Source organism: Nocardia sp. NPDC050378, assembly GCF_040655675.1.
GTDB lineage: Bacteria > Actinomycetota > Actinomycetes > Mycobacteriales > Mycobacteriaceae > Nocardia > Nocardia coubleae.
The window spans coordinates 250,517-267,772 of record NZ_JBFAKI010000004.1 but is presented as its reverse complement, the minus strand read 5'-3'; the positions used below and the strand labels follow the sequence as shown (position 1 = coordinate 267,772).

20 protein-coding genes are annotated in these 17,256 nt (G+C 67.7%); 6 read left to right on the top strand and 14 right to left on the bottom strand.

Translation table 11 applies throughout. From position 1 onward, the window contains the following. Window positions 1-152: 152 nt before the first annotated feature. The 8 genes from AB0I35_RS11450 to AB0I35_RS11415 form a co-directional block, all read right to left on the bottom strand. Window positions 153-707, bottom strand: coding sequence for a hypothetical protein (locus tag AB0I35_RS11450; protein ID WP_357395704.1), 555 nt, complete (start codon window positions 705-707; stop codon window positions 153-155). A 49-nt stretch (window positions 708-756) separates the two neighbouring features. Further along, window positions 757-2,415, bottom strand: coding sequence for an acyl-CoA synthetase (locus AB0I35_RS11445; RefSeq protein ID WP_357395703.1), 1,659 nt, complete (start codon window positions 2,413-2,415; stop codon window positions 757-759). A gap of 128 nt (window positions 2,416-2,543) precedes the next feature. Then, entirely contained in the window at window positions 2,544-4,187 is a 1,644-nt protein-coding gene (locus tag AB0I35_RS11440; protein WP_357395702.1) for an acyl-CoA synthetase, read from the bottom strand. A gap of 80 nt (window positions 4,188-4,267) precedes the next feature. Then, window positions 4,268-4,759: a helix-turn-helix domain-containing protein gene (locus tag AB0I35_RS11435; RefSeq protein WP_067491622.1), complete on the bottom strand. Its 492-nt coding sequence runs from the start codon at window positions 4,757-4,759 to the stop codon at window positions 4,268-4,270. A 91-nt stretch (window positions 4,760-4,850) separates the two neighbouring features. Beyond that, window positions 4,851-5,471 carry a hypothetical protein gene (locus tag AB0I35_RS11430; RefSeq protein ID WP_067491624.1) on the bottom strand — a complete coding sequence of 207 codons (621 nt, stop codon included), beginning with the start codon at window positions 5,469-5,471 and terminating at the stop codon, window positions 4,851-4,853. A 101-nt stretch (window positions 5,472-5,572) separates the two neighbouring features. Beyond that, on the bottom strand, window positions 5,573-5,950 hold the full coding sequence (locus tag AB0I35_RS11425; RefSeq protein ID WP_067491626.1) for a hypothetical protein: 378 nt from the start codon (window positions 5,948-5,950) through the stop codon (window positions 5,573-5,575). Continuing rightward, entirely contained in the window at window positions 5,947-6,261 is a 315-nt protein-coding gene (locus AB0I35_RS11420; protein WP_067491628.1) for a type II toxin-antitoxin system prevent-host-death family antitoxin, read from the bottom strand. Before AB0I35_RS11420 ends, AB0I35_RS11425 begins: the two co-directional genes overlap by 4 nt. 46 nt (window positions 6,262-6,307) lie before the next feature. Next, a complete protein-coding gene (locus AB0I35_RS11415; protein WP_357395701.1) occupies window positions 6,308-7,291 on the bottom strand; it encodes a diiron oxygenase in 984 nt (327 codons plus the stop codon). 177 nt (window positions 7,292-7,468) lie between these two features. On the opposite strand from AB0I35_RS11415, the gene AB0I35_RS11410 reads away from it, so the two are divergent. Further along, a complete protein-coding gene (locus AB0I35_RS11410; RefSeq protein WP_357395700.1) occupies window positions 7,469-8,431 on the top strand; it encodes a DUF5996 family protein in 963 nt (320 codons plus the stop codon). A 2-nt stretch (window positions 8,432-8,433) separates the two neighbouring features. Here the strand turns inward: AB0I35_RS11410 and AB0I35_RS11405 are convergent, their stop codons facing one another. Then, the gene (locus AB0I35_RS11405) at window positions 8,434-8,625 is read right to left on the bottom strand and encodes a hypothetical protein (RefSeq protein ID WP_357395698.1); all 192 of its coding nucleotides are present in this window, start codon (window positions 8,623-8,625) and stop codon (window positions 8,434-8,436) included. A gap of 67 nt (window positions 8,626-8,692) precedes the next feature. Here AB0I35_RS11405 and AB0I35_RS11400 point away from each other — a divergent pair, with 67 nt between their 5' ends. From AB0I35_RS11400 to AB0I35_RS11390, 3 genes are all read left to right on the top strand, one after another. Then, window positions 8,693-9,283 (top strand): maleylpyruvate isomerase family mycothiol-dependent enzyme, encoded by a 591-nt coding sequence (locus AB0I35_RS11400; RefSeq protein WP_357395697.1) that lies wholly within the window; start codon window positions 8,693-8,695, stop codon window positions 9,281-9,283. A gap of 125 nt (window positions 9,284-9,408) precedes the next feature. Continuing rightward, window positions 9,409-9,627, top strand: a complete 219-nt coding sequence (locus tag AB0I35_RS11395; protein WP_356986611.1) for a hypothetical protein — start codon at window positions 9,409-9,411, stop codon at window positions 9,625-9,627. Further along, on the top strand, window positions 9,627-10,028 hold the full coding sequence (locus AB0I35_RS11390) for a type II toxin-antitoxin system VapC family toxin (protein WP_356986610.1): 402 nt from the start codon (window positions 9,627-9,629) through the stop codon (window positions 10,026-10,028). Before AB0I35_RS11395 ends, AB0I35_RS11390 begins: the two co-directional genes overlap by 1 nt. Before the next feature lie 57 nt (window positions 10,029-10,085). On the opposite strand, the gene AB0I35_RS11385 is transcribed toward AB0I35_RS11390, so the two are convergent. Continuing rightward, the gene (locus AB0I35_RS11385; RefSeq protein WP_357395695.1) at window positions 10,086-11,300 is read right to left on the bottom strand and encodes an acyl-CoA dehydrogenase family protein; all 1,215 of its coding nucleotides are present in this window, start codon (window positions 11,298-11,300) and stop codon (window positions 10,086-10,088) included. Between the two features lie 33 nt (window positions 11,301-11,333). Next, window positions 11,334-12,728: an acyl-CoA dehydrogenase family protein gene (locus AB0I35_RS11380; RefSeq protein WP_357395694.1), complete on the bottom strand. Its 1,395-nt coding sequence runs from the start codon at window positions 12,726-12,728 to the stop codon at window positions 11,334-11,336. Window positions 12,729-12,858: 130 nt separating this feature from the next. Here AB0I35_RS11380 and AB0I35_RS11375 point away from each other — a divergent pair, with 130 nt between their 5' ends. Continuing rightward, window positions 12,859-14,331, top strand: coding sequence for a glycosyltransferase family 39 protein (locus tag AB0I35_RS11375; protein ID WP_357395692.1), 1,473 nt, complete (start codon window positions 12,859-12,861; stop codon window positions 14,329-14,331). 19 nt (window positions 14,332-14,350) lie between these two features. Here AB0I35_RS11375 and AB0I35_RS11370 read toward each other — a convergent pair whose 3' ends face one another. Next, window positions 14,351-15,112: an alpha/beta fold hydrolase gene (locus AB0I35_RS11370; protein ID WP_357395691.1), complete on the bottom strand. Its 762-nt coding sequence runs from the start codon at window positions 15,110-15,112 to the stop codon at window positions 14,351-14,353. A gap of 60 nt (window positions 15,113-15,172) precedes the next feature. Between AB0I35_RS11370 and AB0I35_RS11365 the strand changes: the two genes are divergently transcribed. After that, entirely contained in the window at window positions 15,173-15,553 is a 381-nt protein-coding gene (locus AB0I35_RS11365; RefSeq protein ID WP_357395689.1) for a MerR family transcriptional regulator, read from the top strand. 58 nt (window positions 15,554-15,611) lie between these two features. Here the strand turns inward: AB0I35_RS11365 and ftsX are convergent, their stop codons facing one another. Together ftsX and ftsE are read right to left on the bottom strand one after the other, a co-directional pair. Further along, window positions 15,612-16,514 (bottom strand): permease-like cell division protein FtsX, encoded by a 903-nt coding sequence (gene ftsX / locus AB0I35_RS11360; protein WP_067491644.1) that lies wholly within the window; start codon window positions 16,512-16,514, stop codon window positions 15,612-15,614. Further along, entirely contained in the window at window positions 16,514-17,203 is a 690-nt protein-coding gene (gene ftsE, locus AB0I35_RS11355; protein WP_067491646.1) for a cell division ATP-binding protein FtsE, read from the bottom strand. Before ftsE ends, ftsX begins: the two co-directional genes overlap by 1 nt. Between the last annotated feature and the right edge of the window lie 53 nt (window positions 17,204-17,256).

Genomic DNA, 17,256 nt, shown 5'->3' with positions numbered 1-17,256 from the left:
GAGCCGCCAGAGAGCTGCGCGAGCGCACCGACCTCCGCGATGAAGACGAACGGGCGCGCTCACGAAGCCGGTCGGCCGGCGAGACGCACAGCCGCCGAGCACGGGGGCATGCATTGGTGACCAGTGCACGAGAATGCGCGCACCGGGAAAGGTCAGAAGGCGAAGGCGAGAGGCGGGGCTCGGGTGCGCAGCGATCGCGCGGTGAGGACGCGCAAGACGACGCGGTCGCGGTGGGTCAGGCGCAGCGGTGCGCGACCGGGAATGCGCGGGGTGCGGTAGCGCTGAGGGAGAGCGCGGGCCAGCAGGGCGCCCACGGCGCGATAGGCGGCTTCGGCGCCGATGACGACCACCGCGGCGAGGACGGCCGCGACGGTGTGGGCCGTGAGCATGCCGAGGCCGAGCGAATCCTCCACGTGGTGTCCGTGACCGGACCAGCTCATCGTGGTGTGACCCACGAGCTGACCACCCAGCAGCACCACCGCGAGCCCGAGCGCACCGTGACGCACCGGCCCGGCCACCAGCGCGCCGACCACGGCCGACACGGCCGCCAGCAGTACGACCGTTGTGCTGCCGGGCATCGCGCTCCCGGCGGCCAGCCCGTGGGCGGCCAGCGACAACGCACCCGACATCGAGCCCGCACAGGCACCGCGCACGCGCGCGCCGAAGGCACGCGACGGCGCGGACGCCCGCCGGAACTCGATGATCACCGGCCGATGATAAAGCACCGCCGAGACGGGTCCCGACGGTGCGACGGGATCACTGCCCGTCGATGTCCATCTCGATCAGCGGCTTGCGCAGCAGTTTGCCGGTCGCGTTGCGGGGCAGCTCGTCGAGGAAGATCACTTCGCGCGGCACCTTGTAGCGGGCCAGGTTCTGGCGCACGAAGTCCTTGATCTCGTCGGCATCCCGGGCGGAGTCGGGCCCGGGCACGACGAAGGCGCGCAACCGTTTCCCGTAGTCGCGGTCGTCGACACCGACCACGGCCGCCTCGAACACGTCGTGGCGGCCCGCGATGAGGTTCTCCACCTCGAGCGGGAAGACGTTCTCACCGCCGGACACGATCATGTCGTCGTCGCGGCCGTCGATGTAGAGCAGGCCGTCTTCGTCGAAATGGCCCACGTCGCCGCTGGACATCATGCCGTCGACCATTTCCTTGGTGCGGCCGTCGGTGTAGCCGGTGAAGGCGAAACCGTTGTCCACGAAGATGGTCCCGGTGACGTTCGGCTCGGTGATGGGTTTGCGGTTCTCGTCGAGCAGCACGATGCGGATACCGACCGGCGGCTTGCCCGCGGTGGTCGGCGACTTGCGCAGATCCTCGGGGGTGGCCACGGTCATCACCGCGCATTCGGTGGAACCGTAGAGGTTGTAGAGGCTGTCGCCGAAGTAGTCCAGGCAGCGGGTCACCACATCGGGTGCGATGGCCGAGCCGGCCGCGAAGATCACCTTGATCGTGGACGGGTCGTACTTCGCCAGGATCTTCTCGTCCAGGTCGAGGATGCGCTGCAGCATCGTCGGAACGACGACCAGCGAATCCGCCCGGTACTTCACGATATTGGCCAGGGTCTGTTCGGGGTCGAACTTGCGCTGCTGGAAGATCACCCGGTTGCCCAACGCCAGACCGAGGGTGAACTGCGACAGGCCGGTGCCGTGGAAGATCGGCGCCGCCATGATCATCGTGCCGTTGTAGGGCAGCGGCACCCGGTCGACGAACTGGGCCGACGCGAACGGGCTCACCTTGTCGCGCGGCGCGCCCTTGGGGGTGCCGGTGGTGCCGCTGGTCAAGATCACCATGCCGCCCGGCTTGCTCGGCGGCGTCAGCGGTTCGACCGAGCGCCCCGAGATCAGCGATTCGACCGTCGGGATCGACGGATCCACACCGTGCGCCTCGTCGACCCAGGTCAGGACGCGCGGGATCTCGGCGGGAATGGCGCTCATGAGGTCCATGAACTCGCTGTCGTGCAGCACCGCCTTGACCTTCTCGCGGGTGGCCACATCGGCGAACTGCGGTTTGGCGAAACCGGTGTTCATCAGAACCGCGCGCACGCCGAGCTTGCCCGCCGCGAGCAGGCTCAGCACCATGCCGCGGTGGTCGCGCGCCAGGACCGCGATGACATCGCCCTCGCTGATGCCGCCGGCGCGCAGCCCACGGGCCAACGCGCTCGACTGCTCGTCGAGCAGTCCGAAGGTGAGCTCACCGCGTTCGTCGACGATCGCACCCGCACCGGGGCGCGTCTGGGCGGCGTGCATGACCACACCGGCGAACGGGCCGAACTTCGACACATTGCGGAACGAGCGCGCGGCATGGTCGAGGCGCAGGGGGTTGAACAGCTTGCGGTCGACCATGACCTTGACGCCGAGGGCGAAATCGCCCGCACGCCGAGCCGTGCCGCCTAGCGCGGGCAGAGACAGAGACATCGAACAGCCTTTCGGCAGACCGAGCCCGCGTCACCGCGGGGCCGGACCGCGTCTTCGAGATCCAGTGCTGGTGCTAACAATAGCAAGCACGGGCCTCTTACTGTGTCGCCCGTCTCAGCGCTGAGACATCACTGTGACACCTCATAGTCGATGAGCACCCGGCGCAGGATCTTGCCGGTGGCATTACGGGGCAGCTCCTCGACGAACACCACCTCGCGCGGCACCTTGAAGCGGGCCAGGTTCTCCTTCACGTGGGCCTGCAGCGCGGCGGCGTCGGGTGTCTGGCCGGGTTCGGGGACAACGAAGGCGCGCAGGCGTTTTCCGAACTCGGGGTCGTCGACGCCGACCACCGCCACATCGAACACCTGCGGGTGCTCGATCAGCAGGTTCTCCACCTCCTGCGGGTAGACGTTCTCGCCGCCGGAGACGATCATGTCGTCGTCGCGGCCGTCGACCATGAGCAGGCCGGACTCGGTGAAATGGCCCATGTCGCCGCTGGACATGAAGCCGTCGATGATCTGCTTGTGCCTGCCGTCGGTGTAGCCCTCGAACGGGGCACCGCTGCGCACGAAGATGCGGCCCTTGGCGCCGGGTTCGCGGACCGGCTGGTCGTTCTCGTCGTAGAGGCGGACCTCGCAGGTGATGGGGGAGCGACCGACCGTGCCCGGCGCCTCCGCCAGCTCGGCGGGGTTGGCGATGGAGGCGATGGCCACCTCGGTGGAGCCGTAGAGGTTGTAGAGCACCGGCCCGAACACCTCGGTGGCCCGGATGCACAGCTCCGGGGTGAGCGCCGACCCGGCGAACAGGATGACCTTCAGCGACGACAGGTCGTACTTCGCGCGGACCTCGGCGGGCAGCTCGGTCATCCGGTGCAGCATCGTCGGCACGCAGACCAGCATCTCCACCTTGTGCTCGGCGATCGAGGCCAGCGTGGCCTCGGCGTCGAAGCGGCGCCGCATCACAATCTTGTTCGACAGGATGGTGCCGACCAGCCAGGTGCCGAGACCCGTGCTGTGGAAGATCGGCGAGACGATCATCATCACGCCGCGCTTGGGGAAGGGCACCCGGTCGACGAACTGCGCGGTGGCCATCGGCGTCACCTTGGTGCGCGGCGCGCCCTTGGGCAGGCCTGTGGTGCCGCTGGTGAGGATGATGAAACCGCCCGGCTTGCTCGGCGCGGGCAGCGGCTCGGCGGAGTTGGCGGCGATCAGGTCGTCGAAAGTGGTTGCGCCCGCGGGGATCTCGGCGCCCTCGTCGACCCAGGTGAGGTAGCGCGGCAGGTCGGCGGGCAGTGCGTCGAGCAGGCCGAGGAACTCGCTGTCGTGCAGGACCGCGCGCACCTTCTCGCGCTCGCACACCTCGGCGAACTGCGGTTTGGCGAACCCGGTGTTCATCAGCGCGATGCGCGCCCCGAGCTTGCCCGCCGCGATCATCGACATGATGAGACCGCGGTGGTCGCGGGCCAGGACCGCGATCACCATGCCCTCGCTGATCCCGGCCGCCTGGAGGCCACGGGCCACCGCCGTGGACTGGTCGTCGAGTTCGCGGTAGGTGAGTTCGCCGCGTTCGTCGGCCAGGGCGACCTGTTCGGGGGCGACGCGGGCGGAGTGCCGGACCAGGGTGGCCTGCGGACCGTAGATCTTGGACTCTTTCATCGTCCGCAGGGTCTCGAGCGGCTTCGTGGGATCGGAGACGCCACGCGAACGCAGAACACCGAGGGCTTTCACCGTTTCGAGAAGATGGGCCACGCTCACTCGTCTACCTCCACGCATCGTTGGTCTTCGCTGCTCACGGTAGCAGTGTGGTGGCCTGCGTCACAGTGGTAAATCAGGACAATTGGGACAATTCCCAATCATCGCTGAGCGCTCGCCAGCGCGGCGAGCAGCGGAACAAGCCTGCCCTCGGGCACCTCGAAGCGGCCGAGACCCGCGGTCTGCAACCAGCCGACCGCCGCCAGCTGACGCAGATGCTGATAGATCTCGGCCGAGGTGCCGAGTTCGGCGATGGCCGCCAGGTCCGCGGCGGTGCGGCGGCCGTACACGATCTCGCGGAGCAGCCGCAGGCGAACCGGATCGGCAAGGGCGGCAAGACAATTGGCCGCTTCGATGGTCCAGATATCGCCGACGATGGCGTCGGTGGCGTATTGCGCCTGCCAGTCCACCCGCTCACCCGTCGGCAGCTTCAGCGCGCCTGCCAGCAGGACGCCGCCGTTGCGGTCGCCCGCGTCGTCGAATTCCGCGCGCAACCGCGCCACCGCCCAGGGCAGCCGCTCGTCGGTGTGCGGGGTGCCTTCGAGGGCGGCGACCCGCCGCTCCAGTGCCTCGAGTCGCTCGTCCAGATCCACGCGGTCAACCTACGCCACCGCCGGATCCGCTGTTGCCCCGACGCGAACACCCCGGGACCATGCGGACCCGGGGTGTCGTTGTCGGTGCGAATCAGCGCGTGACGGCGCCGAACGACGGCTGCTGGATGTGGCCGAGCCGGTAGGCGTAACCGTCGGGCTGGCCGGCGTCGGGCCAGCGGTGCCACAGGCTGCCGTACACCGCCGCGACGATCAGGCCGCCGCCGGTGTTCAGCGGCGCGGTGCGGATGGTGGTGTCGACGGGTACGTCCATGTGCTCGGTGAGTACGGCGGTGCCGCTCTGCCCGTTCGACAGGTTCAGCCACATCACCTCGAGCTTGGCGCCGTTCTGATTCGGCGAGATGGTGCCCGGTCCGCCGAAGAAGCCGAAGCGGAAACCGTCGACATCGAGCGCGATACCCGAGCCGTACACGCCGGGTCCGCCACCGTTCTGGCCGATATCGGAGGTGGCGGGGATCTGGAACGGCTGGGCGGGCAGCGCGACATCGACCGTGCCGTCGGCGACGAGCTGGTCGAGGGCGGCGAGTGCGCCGGGGTTGTCCGCGACGGAGGTGCGCAGCTGGGACACGGCGGCGGCCACGTCGACGGTCTGGGTCTCGGTGGGCTCGGCGACGGCGGGGCCGGCGAAAACAATGGCGGCGGCGACCGAGGTCGCGGCTACCGCGGTGGTGAAACGACGCATGAAACTCTGCATAACCAGCTCTCCTAGAGTGTTCCTGGTACAGCTTTTCCTGTCGCTGGCACCGTAACGGAGACCTGGATCACGTTTATCGGCCGCCCCCGCGAAAATGGAGTTCAGGGCATGGGGGCTACGTGCACCTTGTATCCGCGATACAACTCGGGTTTCGCGGTGAGCACCGGCATATCGAGATTCTGCGCGGTGAAGACGACCGGGGCGATGAGCGGCCAATCGGTGTGATTGTCGGCGATGGGAACGGTGGTACCCGTGCGAATGGCGCCCGCCGCGTCGAGATCGGCCCAGCGCACCGCGACCCGGTTGTCGAGCAGGCGGCCGAGTTCGTCGACATTGTCCACCGCGCGCATGGCGGCCATCAGGCTCACCGTCGGCACCACCATGATGCGGCGCTGCTGGGTGAACTGGCGCATGATGACCTGCCCGAACAGCGGGGACAGCGCAAGCGAGGTGAGGGCGGTGTGGTCGGCGACGCTCACCGGCGGCTCGCGCTCGTGCCGTCGAGCGCGCCCATCACCTTGCTCAGTTTCGCCTCCGCCTCGGCGATATCCTCGGCGGAATGCTGTTTGATCCGATCGTCGAGTCTGCCGAGGATCTGTTCGCGCAAATCGTCGTTGAAATAGGCGGGCGGCAATGCCGCGTGCCGCAACACTTCCGCCGGTACCACTGCGACCAATTCTTTCCCCTCCCTGGTGACGATCACCGGTCGTCCGCTCGCGGACACCCCGTCGAAAACACTACCGAGCTGACCGCGTAATTCGGTCAGCGGGACACTCTCGTAATCGGCCATATCCCACTGTACATCGCTGTGTACAGTGGGATCGGGTGAATCCGGCTCAGGCGGCCTTGCGGGCCGGTTCGCTGCGGTACCGGGTGACGGGACCGTCGATACCGAGCAGTCGCCACGCCAGGCGCGAAACCGGGTTCATCAGGCCGCTGTTGGTGGCCAGCGCGCGCACATCGCCGAAGATGTTGCGCATCATGGTCTGCGATTCCGGGTTCGACCAGTAGGCGTCGCGCATCACCTCGGCGGGGATGTCGAACTTCTCGACGAACTCCTTGGGCGGCGTCATGATCATGTCGAGCATGATCCGCATCGCGAGCGGGAACAGCACCGACAGCAGGGATTTGGTGACCACGTTCATGCCCGGCACGTTGCGGCGCAGGTACTCGTGGGCGAAGGAGATGTGGCGGGCCTCCTCGGCCACGTGGATCTGCATCACCCGGTGCACCATCGGATGCAGGTCCACACCGCCGCGCAGCAACGACTTCTGCAGGTGATCGATCGGTTCCTCGCCGCCGAGGATCATCGTGAAGAACAGCTCGGGGAAGTACTTGACCGCGGGCCAGATGATCATCGTGAGCTTGCGGTCGATCGTGCCCATGCCGATCACATCGCGGTAGCCGATGCGGTTGATCATCTCCTGGAACATCATCGTGTGGTTGCACTCTTCGGCGGCCTCGTGCGTGACGTACCGGAATTCCGGATCACCGTTGGGCACCGAGATCAGGTACTGCATCAGACCTCGGATGAGCAGCTGCTCGAAATCCAGGCCAACCTTGGCGATACCGGCCTGGCGCCACATCCCGATGGCGATCTGCTTCTCGATCGGTTGCGCCTTGTACCAGGGGTGACGGCCCAGCGGGTCCTCGTCGGGCATGATCCAGCGCGGGTCGTCGCTGTGCACGGCGAACTCGGGCGAATCCCAATCGATGTCGACATAGGGATCGAAGTGCCGGTTCACCGAGCCTTCGGACAGGTTGCGCAGGATCTCGTGGTACTCGGGATCGGTCGCGGTGTTCTTGGCTGTCGACAGCATCAGCGGTGTCTCCTTTGGGGTGGCGCAGCTCGCACGTTATATGAGACCCGGGGTCTCAGACAAGTATGCACAACAATTCGCGCACCGCCGTGTGATCCTGTCGGCCCGCCGTAGGATGAGGCTCGGCTGCTCCACGGATCCGATCGCCCCACCGCGTACCGAAGGAGTGAGAATCCGATGGCTCGACTCACGCCGGACAAGGCCCGCTGGCCCGCACTGAAGGTCGATACCTGGGCCGATACCCGCGACACCCTGCATATGTGGTCGCAGGTCGTCGGCAAACTGAAGATGGCGGGCACGCCGCTGATCAACCACTGGTGGAACGTCACGTTCGCGGTGAGCGCACGCGGGCTGGCGACCGGCGCCATTCCGGTCGACGGTCGTATCCTGGACATCGAGTTCGATTTCGCCGAGCACGAACTCGTGCTGCGCACCAGCGACGGCCGCCGGGCAACGCTCGCGCTGCGCCCGCGCACCGTCGCCGATTTCTACGGCGAACTCGTCGAAGTGCTCGCCCGCCTGGATGTGACCATCGATATCGAGGCCTCACCGAACGAGGTCGACCCCGCGATCCCATTCGCCGAGGACACCGTTCACCAGTCCTACGACGCCGATGCCGTCGGGAACTACTGGCAGCAACTCGTCCAGGTGAACCGGGTGTTCCAGCTCTGGCGAGCCGGGTTCGCCGGAAAGTCGAGTCCGGTGCACGTCTTCTGGGGTTCGCTCGACCTGGCCTGCACCCGCTTCTCCGGGCGTCGCGCGCCCCTGCATCCCGGCGGGGCGCCCAATTGCGCGAACTGGGTGATGGAGGAGGCGTATTCGCGCGAATGCGCCAGCGCGGGTTTCTGGCCCGGCGGCACGGAGGGCATGTTCTACGCCTACAGCTACCCCGCCCCCGACGGGTATTCGTCGCGGCCCGCGGGACCCGAGGGCGCCTCCTGGGACGCCGCCCTCGGCGAATTCGTGCTGCCCTACGAGGCGGTGCGCCAGTCCGACGACCCCGACGCCACCCTCCTTCACTTCCTCGACACCACCTACGCCGCCGCTGCCGACCTGGCCGACTGGGATCGAGCACTGCTCGAAGTGAACCCGTACCGCCTGGACCGCCAACTCCACGCCAACGACACGACAACCATCTGAGATCACTCCCGTTCGGCGGTCTTCTCCGCTGCTTCCCGCCGCCGTCGATAGAGTAGAATCCCCGCCGCGACCAGCCAGATCACCGCGTAGACGACCGCCCGCATCGCACTCCAGTTCGCGACGAGCAAACCGATCGCCACGCCACCGGCCACGCCGAGGATCATCACGGCATTCGGCTTCGAGTTCTTCCCCACGGCGGGAATCATCGCACGTCGATGAGTTTCGGGCCGCCGCGTCGTCGGTACCGGTAGCGAACGACGAATGGGAGACGTGGTCATGGACGACGCGCAGGTGCAGAACTGGGTGCGAGCCGAACGGCTGGCACTCGCCGACTTTCTCCAAGACCTCACCCCCGGCGAGTGGGCCACGCCGTCACTGTGCCCGGGCTGGACCATCCACGACGTCCTCGCCCACGTGAGCACCACCGACACCCTGCGCGAGACCCTCGTGGCCGTCCTGCGCGCCAAGGGCAACTGGAACCGGATGAACGCCGAGCTGGCCACCACCCGCGCCGCCCGCCACACCCCGGCCGAACTGCTCACCGAACTGCGCGCCTTCGCCGACTCGACCCGCCGCGCACCCGGCGCGGGCGTCCTCGACCCTCTGGTCGACATCATCGTCCACGGCCAAGACATCGCCCGCCCCCTCGCGCGCCCCTACGAAACCCCCGTCGACCGCGTGCTCCCCGCTCTCGACTACACCATCGCCAGCCGCTTCTACGGCGCGAAGAAACGCTTCCGCGCCACCCGATTGACCGCCACCGACACCGACTGGACCTACGGCGAAGGCCCCGAAGACATCAAAGCCCCCGCCATCGACCTGCTACTTCTCGCCACCGGTCGGCCGGCTTAGCCGATCGACCGCTTCACGCATGTTTTACAAAAAAGTGTCACACTTAAGCTATGGCTACTGTTCCGGTTCGTGAACTCTCGCACCACACGGCTCGGTGTCTCGCGCTGGTGAAGTCGGGGGAATCGGTGGACATCACCGAGCGTGGACGTGTTATCGGACGCATCGTTCCGGTCGACCCGGATGGCGATGTGCGCTCCAGACTCATCGCGCAGCGCCGGGCACGTCCGGCTACACAAGGACGTGCTGAGTTGCTGGCGCAGCTGCGCCGTGGCTCGACCGACACCGATAGCGACAACGCTGTCAGCGCCGCCTTGCAGGACCTCAGGGACGGCGAACGCTACTGATGCTGTACTTCGACACGAGCGCGTTGGTGAAGCTGGTCCACCGGGAGGCAGAGACCGATGCGCTGCTCGATTGGCTCGGCGAGCGAACCGAGATGGCGTGGCTGACTTCAGCGCTGGCCGAGGTGGAACTCGTCCGGGCGGTTCGGGTGGCCGCGCCCGCGGATTTGATCAATGTGCCCGCCGTGCTGGCACGGGTGGACCGCGTGGAGATCGATCCGATTGTGCGGGCGAATGCCGCTGCGGTGTCACCGCCGTCGATCCGCAGCCTCGATGCGATCCATCTCGCGACCGCGCTGGAGCTCGCCGCCGATCTGACGGCATTGGTGACCTTTGACAAGCGCCTGGGCGAAGCGGCCGAAGCTGCCGGCTTGAACTGGGAGTCTCCGGGTTCGTCGAGGTGAGTTACGAATGCGAAACCGGTGCGGATCTGCATGATCCGCACCGGTTTCGCTAACCGATCACTTCAGTTCGGCGCTGGTCTTGCCGAGGACGCGACGGGCGACGATCAGCTGCTGGATCTGCTGGGTGCCCTCGAAGATGTCGAGGATCTTCGAGTCGCGGCCCCACTTCTCCAGGAGCAGGCGCTGCGAATAGCCGAGCGCGCCTGCGAGTTCCACGGCCTTGAGGGTGACGTCGGTGCCGGTGCGGCCCGCCTTGGCCTTCGACATCGAGGCCTCGAGCGAGTTCGGCTTCTTGTTGTCGGCCATCCACGCCGCGCGCAGGGCGAGCAGGTAGGCCGCCTCGTAATCGGCTTCCATCCGCAGGAATTCGGCCGCCGCGGCGTGCTGGTTCATCGCGGGGGTGTCGTAGGAGATGTCGACGCCTGCCTCGGTGAGGATGGTGCGCAGCTCCTCGAGCGCGGCGCGGGCGACACCGATGGCCATCGCGGCCACCAGCGGGCGGGTGTTGTCGAAGGTCTGCATGACCCCGGCAAAACCCTTCTCCACGTTGACTTCCGGCGAGCCGAGGATGTTGTCCTTCGGAATGCGGCAGTCCTGCAGCAGCAGTACCGCGGTGTCGGAGGCCTTGATGCCGAGCTTGTGCTCGAGCCGCGCCACCGAAAGACCCGGAGCGTCACGCGGGACGACGAACGACTTGATCGCCGCCCGGCCGAGGCTCTTGTCCACGGTCGCCCACACCACGATGTGGGTGGACCGCTCACCGGCGGTGACGAAGATCTTCTCGCCGTTGAGCACCCACTCGTCACCGTCGAGCACGGCGGTGGTCGACACGGCGGCGGAGTCGGAACCGAACGAGGGCTCGGTGATGGCCATCGAGGCCCACACCTTGCCGAACCGCTCCAGCTGCTCGTCGGTGGCCACGGCGGCGATCGCGGCATTGCCGAGGCCCTGGTAGGGGATGGTCAGCAGCAGGCCGACATCGCCCCACGCGGTTTCGAGGGTGTTCATCAGCGACGACATGTTGCCGCCGTTGGCGTTGGCCGTCAGCAGGTCGGTCGCGGCGTCGCCACGACCGCCGGAGGCGCCGCCGATCTGCTGGGTGCCCGAGTCGGCGAGGCCCTCGATCATGGCCGACATGGTGTCGAGTTCGACCGGGTACGCGTGCTCGGCGAGGTCGTACTTGCGCGAGATCGGGCGGAAGATCTGGGCGGCGACCTGGTGGGCCTGGTTGGCGCTCGCCTTCAGCTTCTTCGGGAGTTCGAGATTGATCATGGGAAGTCTCCTGGAAGGTAAGAAAAGCGGCCGCTACACCAGCACGATGCCCTCGGCGACGCCGATGGCACGAAGATCGCGATACCAGCGTTCGACCGGGTGCTCCTTGGTGAAGCCGTGGCCGCCGAGCAACTGCACACCGTCGAGGCCGATCTGCATGCCTTTGTCGGTGGCGAGCTTGCGTGCCAGCGCCGCCTCACGGGCGAACGACAGGCCCTGCTCCGCGCGCGAGGCACCGCGCAGGGTGACCAGGCGCAGACCGTCGAGCTCGATCGCGATATTGGCGACCATGAACGCCACCGCCTGGCGGTGCGAGATCGGCTCGCCGAACGCCTCACGCTCGTTGACGTAGGGGATCACGTAGTCGAGCACGGCCTGTCCGGTGCCGACCGCGAGCGAGGCCCAGCCGAGGCGGGCCAGCTGCACGGCGTCGGCGTACTCGGCGGCGCGGGTGGCGGCGTCACCGTCGCCGAGGATCGCGTCGGTGCCGACCGCGACGTTGTCCAGGATCAGCCGACCCAGACCGGCGGCGCGCAGACCCATGCTCGGGTCGGCCTCCACCACCAGGCCCGCCGCGTCGGACTCGACGATGAACAGTGCCGGGCGCCCGTCGAGCTCGGCCGCAACCAGGAACAGTTCGGCATCGGCGGCCGCCGGGACCAGGCTCTTCACGCCGTTGAGGCGGTAGCCGCTGGGGGAGCGGGTGGCTTTGGTCTGCAGGGCGAACGGGTCGAACAGGGCGCGCGGCTCGCTGATGACCACCGAGGCCTGCGGCACGTTCTCGCCGGTGAAGGCGGGCAGGTAGGTGCGCTGTTGGGCGTCGGTGCCCCACTGCGACAGCGCGACGGCCACACCGCTCGGCGCGAGGATCGGCAGCGCGAGACCCATGTCGCCGTAGGCGAGGGCCTCGGCCACCAGCGAGTTGGTGACCGCGCCGCGCTCGGCGGCCGCCCCCTCCAGCTCCTCGGGCACGTTGATCAGGGTGATGCCGAGTTCGGCGGCGCGATCGAGCAGATCGCGCGGGGCCTTGGCGGCCGCGTCGGCCTCGTAGGCGGCCGGGCGCAGGATCTCACCGGCGAAATCCTTCACCGTCTCGACGATCATCTTCTGGTCGTCGGTGGGGGTGAGGTCGAAGTAGTCCTTGGTCTTGGCCTCGTTGTCGGGTAGCCGCTTGGGCTCGCCGCCGCCGGTGACCTTGCCGAAGGTGCGGGTCGCCGCGCCAAGTGTCCGGAACCCGGTCTTGGTGCCCTCGTAGGTGATGCGTTCGATGGGCTTGCGCAGCTTGTACTTGCCGGCGAACTCCGACCCGGTCACGGTCGTCAAAGCGCGCATCGCAGCGCCCATCCAGTCCCGTTTGGGCTGGTTGAGGCCGACCGCGGACGTGTCGTTCGGACGTCGCTTCGTCGCGCTGTCTCGAGTGCTCATCATCACCTGATTTCCTCGGCTGTCGGGACGCTCCGTGGCCCCACTATCTTACTCTCCGGTAAGACTATCTTACTCCGGAGTAAGAAGCGCAAGGACGAACCGGGAAATCGCCGGATTCTGTCACGCTGCACAGGTGCGCGTCCTGGTATCGGTCTTCGCGCTCGTCCTGCTGGTGACCTCGGGCCGCTACGGCTATCACCGCGACGAGCTGTACTTCCTCGCGGCGGGCAGACGGTTGGCCTGGGGCTATCCGGACCAGCCACCGCTCGTGCCGCTTCTCGCGCGGGTGATGTCGGCGATCGACCCCGATGCGCTGTGGGTGCTGCGGCTGCCCTCGGTCGTCGCCGCGGTGGTGGTTGTCGTCTGCGCGGGCTGGATGGCGGGAGAGTTGGGTGGTGGGCGTGGCGCGCGGGCGCTGGCGGCCGCGGCGGTCGCGAGCGCGGCGCTGGTGCAGGGCGTCGGGCACTTGCTCACCACGACCGTGTTCGACCTCGCCGTGTGGTCGTCGGTGTGCCTGCTCGTGCTGAAATTGCTTCGGGGGCAGGGGGACGCGTTGTCCTCGTCGGTAGCGGTCGACGGCGGCACGACCCGGACCGGCGATCCACGCTGGTGGCTGCTGATCGGCGCGCTCGTCGGTGCCGGATTGCTGAACAAGGTGCTGTTGATCGTGCCGGTCGTGGCGCTCGCCGTGGCCCTGCTGCTCACCGGGCAGCGAAAGGTATTCGCCACCAGGTTCTTTCCGTGCGCCGTCGGTGTCGGCGCGCTGCTGACCCTGCCCTATCTGTGGTGGCAGGCGCGCAACGGCTGGCCGCAGTGGGAGCTGAGCCGGGCCATCGCGGGCGGTTCGTCGGGGACCTCGGATTCCCCGATCATGTTCGTGCTCTCGCAGTTCGGTTTGTTCGGTCCGCTGCTGGTCCCGCTGTGGGTCTACGGGCTGTGGTGGCTGTGGCATTCGCGGTACCGCGCGTTCGCGATGGCCTATGGACTGCTCTTCGTGCTGTTCCTCGTGACCGGCGGTAAGGCCTACTACCTCGGCGGGATGTATCCGGTCCTGCTCGCGGCCGGATCGGTGGGTCTGGCCGGTTGGCTCGGACATATCGGAAAGCGCTGGTTCGCCGCGTCTTCCGTGATCGCGCTCAACGCGGTCATGTCCGGCTCACTGTTCTTGCCGGTGCTACCGATCGAGGCGGTCCCACACTCGCCGACCCTCGCGATCAACTACGACGCGGGCGAAACCATCGGCTGGCCACGCTATGTCGAACAGATCGCGGCGGCCCGCCCGCCCGGCGCTGCGATCCTCACCGCCAACTACGGCGAAGCGGGCGCCATCGAACACTTCGGCACCGAATACGACCTGCCAACACCGCATTCCGGCCACAACGCCTACTGGTGGTGGGGTCCGCCGCCCGATACGGCGACGGAGGTCCTCACCGTTGGGATCGATCGCGAGCGGCTCACCGGGCTCTGTGCCAGCGTCGAACCCCGGGGCGTTCTCGACAACGGCCTGGGAATCGACAACGACGAACAGGGCGAACCGATGTTCCTCTGCGGCAATCCACTTCGTCCCTGGTCACAGGTGTGGCCGGAGCTGCGGCATCTCGGCTGACTCGCTCAGGTCGTGGGATTCAGAGCCCGTGCCGGTCCAGGAAGTCGGTCAGCAGTTTCTGCCACTCCTCGGGTCGCTCGACCATGACCACATGCCCGGCCGCGATCTCCGCGTATTCCGCGCCCGGGATCGCGGCGGCGAGGGTGCATGAGTTCGCCGGGTCGACGAGCAGGTCGGCGGTGGTCGCCACGACGAGCGTCGGCACCGCGATCGCGGCGAGATCGGCGGTGGTGTCGACGGTTTCGACCAGTGCGGCCTGCGCGCGGGTCCCGCCGGGGATCGCGGCGGCGGTCCGGCGGACGACATCGTCGACGACGGCGGCGGGCAGACCGTTCACGAAGTCGGTGGAAAAGCCGGTGAGCAGCACCAGACGGGCGAACGCCTCGTGGGCGCCCCGGTCGAGGAGGTCCTGCCAGGCCTGCACGGCGAGGCGGGCGCGATGGTCGGGGGTGGCCAGGCCCGCGGTGAGCAGCAGCCCGGTGACCCGCTCGGGATGGCGAGCGGCGGCACGCACGGCCACCGCGGTGCCGAGGGAGAAACCGACGATGGTGAAGGTCTCGACGCCCGCGTCGACGGCGGCCGCGACGAGCGCGTCGGCGAGCCCGTCGAGGGTCAACGGAGTGTCGTCGCCGGGGTAGTCCGAGGCGACCACGGTGTGACCGGCGGCGAGCGCGGGGATCACAGGGCCGAAATTGCTCTCGATGCCGCCGCCCGCGCCGTGGGCGAGCACGATGCCGGGGCCGGAGCCGTGAACGGTGGTGTGCAGCGGAATTGTCGTCATGACGGCGACGTTAGGGATTGACATGGGTGTGAAGGTCAAGCCGAACGGGCCGGTGATCACATGCTGATCGGCGAACTCGCGCACCGCACCGGGGTCGCCACCCGGCTGCTGCGCTACTACGAGGAACAGGGCCTGCTCCATCCGCGCCGCGACACCAACGGCTATCGCAGCTACCCCGAGGCAGCGGTCGCCCGAGTCGCCCGTATCCGGGACCTGCTGGCCGCGGGCCTGAACACCGAGGAGATCGCCGACCTGCTCCCGTGCGCCGAGCACGACGGACCGGTCCAGGCCTGCGAGAAGTCGGTGCGCATCATGGCCGATCGGACCGCCGAGCTGGACCGCCGCATCGCCGACCTCGACCGTCAGCGTTCGCACCTCGCCGCCCAGCTCGACGCCAGTCTGGCGAACAGCGGCGCACCGATCCCGAGTGCGAGCCGTTAGGCCGACACGCACCCCGACCGTTCTCGCGCCGCCCCGGACGTCCAGGGCGGCGCCGAACTCATTCGCGGACGTAGAACCGCAGCGTGAGATAGGCGGTGACGGCGGCGAAGACGATGCCGACCGGTGCGATCGTCAGGGCGACCACCGCGATGTCGTCACCGGTGATGCGCGGGAAGACGTTGCTGTCGAACAGCGGGCCGAGCGCCCGGTCGATCACCAGCGGACGCGCGATCACCAAGCCGAGGACGGCCAGCACCGAACCGACGAAGGCGGCCGCGACCGCCTCGAGCAGGAACGGTAGCTGCGTATACCAGCGCGTCGCACCGACCAGGCGCATGATGCCGACCTCCGTGCGCCGGGTGAACGCCGCGATCTGCACCATGTTGAGCACCAGCAGCATCGCGGCCAACGCCATCACCAGCGCCAGACCGAACGCGGCGTTGCGCAAGCCGTCGAACAGGCTCACCAGCCGGTCGACGAACTCCTTGTCGTTGGCGACGATCCGCACGCCCTCCCGCGTCGCGAACGCGTCGTAGATGTGCTGGTACTGGTCGGCGTCGGTCATCTTCACCCGCAGCGAGGCGGGCAGGGGAGAGTCGGCGATGTACTGCACCATCTCCGGCTGGTCCTCGAACAGCTTCTTGGCCTCCTCGAGCGCGTCGGCGCGGTTGAGGAACTGCACGCTCTCCACCCCGGAGGTCTGCTTCATGTCGGCCAGCAGGGACTTGCAGGGCTCGGCAGCGCAGTCGGGATCGGTCTCGGAGACCGAATCGTCGAGATAGAAGCGCACCTCGAGCCGACCGATGAAGAAGTTCTCGGTCTTGTCGGCCATCCGCACCGACAGCATGCCGCCGCCGAGCATCATCAACGACACCGCGGTGGTCAGGATCATCGCGACGGTCATCGTCAGGTTGCGGCGCAGGCCGTCGGCGACCTCGGTGAACAGGAAACTCAGTCGCATTATCGCCCCACCCCGTAGACACCGGTCGCCTCGTCGCGCACGAGTCTGCCGTGGTCGAGTTCCACCACCCGCCTGCGCATCGCGTCGACGATGTGATTGTCGTGCGTGGCCATCAGCACCGTGGTGCCCACCCGGTTGATCCGCTCCAGCAGCGCCATGATGTCGGCGCTGGTCTCGGGGTCGAGGTTGCCGGTCGGCTCGTCGGCGAGCAGCACCAGCGGCCGGTTGACGAACGCGCGCGCGATCGCCACGCGCTGCTGCTCACCACCGGACAGTTCCGAGGGCAACCGGTTGCCCTTGCCGCCGAGCCCGACCATGTCGAGCACCTCCGGCACGGTCCGCTCGATGAACTGACGGCGCTTGCCGATCACCTCCAGCGCGAACGCCACGTTCTGCTCCACGGTCTTCTGCTGCAACAGCCGGAAATCCTGGAACACGCACCCGATGCGCTGGCGCAACTTCGGCACCTTGCGGCCCGGTAACCGGTCGACCCGGAAATCGGCCACCCGGATCTCCCCGGAGGTCGGCGCCTCCTCCTTGAGCAGCAGCCGCATGAACGTCGACTTGCCGGAACCGGACGGGCCGATGATGAAAACGAACTCGCCCTTGTCCACCTCGACGGAGACGTTGTCCAGCGCCGGCCGCGTCGACGTTTTGTACGACTTGGAAACGTTGCGCATGGTGATCACGAGGAGCCAGTGTAGCCAGCGGGCTGCTCGTGACGGGTGCCCCGACGACGTCG

Bases quoted from the DNA above. Each gene is read 5' to 3' on its own strand.
- AB0I35_RS11400 (WP_357395697.1), top strand. From the start codon at position 8,693: ATGGGAGACGTGGTCATGGACGACGCGCAGGTGCAGAACTGGGTGCGA.
- AB0I35_RS11415 (WP_357395701.1), bottom strand. From the start codon at position 7,291: ATGCTGTCGACAGCCAAGAACACCGCGACCGATCCCGAGTACCACGAG.
- AB0I35_RS11440 (WP_357395702.1), bottom strand. From the start codon at position 4,187: ATGCGTGGAGGTAGACGAGTGAGCGTGGCCCATCTTCTCGAAACGGTG.
- AB0I35_RS11370 (WP_357395691.1), bottom strand. From the start codon at position 15,112: ATGACGACAATTCCGCTGCACACCACCGTTCACGGCTCCGGCCCCGGC.
- AB0I35_RS11380 (WP_357395694.1), bottom strand. From the start codon at position 12,728: ATGATGAGCACTCGAGACAGCGCGACGAAGCGACGTCCGAACGACACG.
- ftsX (WP_067491644.1), bottom strand. From the start codon at position 16,514: ATGCGACTGAGTTTCCTGTTCACCGAGGTCGCCGACGGCCTGCGCCGC.
- AB0I35_RS11420 (WP_067491628.1), bottom strand. From the start codon at position 6,261: ATGGCCGATTACGAGAGTGTCCCGCTGACCGAATTACGCGGTCAGCTC.
- AB0I35_RS11445 (WP_357395703.1), bottom strand. From the start codon at position 2,415: ATGTCTCTGTCTCTGCCCGCGCTAGGCGGCACGGCTCGGCGTGCGGGC.
- AB0I35_RS11365 (WP_357395689.1), top strand. From the start codon at position 15,173: ATGCTGATCGGCGAACTCGCGCACCGCACCGGGGTCGCCACCCGGCTG.
- AB0I35_RS11390 (WP_356986610.1), top strand. From the start codon at position 9,627: ATGCTGTACTTCGACACGAGCGCGTTGGTGAAGCTGGTCCACCGGGAG.
- AB0I35_RS11430 (WP_067491624.1), bottom strand. From the start codon at position 5,471: ATGCAGAGTTTCATGCGTCGTTTCACCACCGCGGTAGCCGCGACCTCG.
- AB0I35_RS11410 (WP_357395700.1), top strand. From the start codon at position 7,469: ATGGCTCGACTCACGCCGGACAAGGCCCGCTGGCCCGCACTGAAGGTC.
- AB0I35_RS11385 (WP_357395695.1), bottom strand. From the start codon at position 11,300: ATGATCAATCTCGAACTCCCGAAGAAGCTGAAGGCGAGCGCCAACCAG.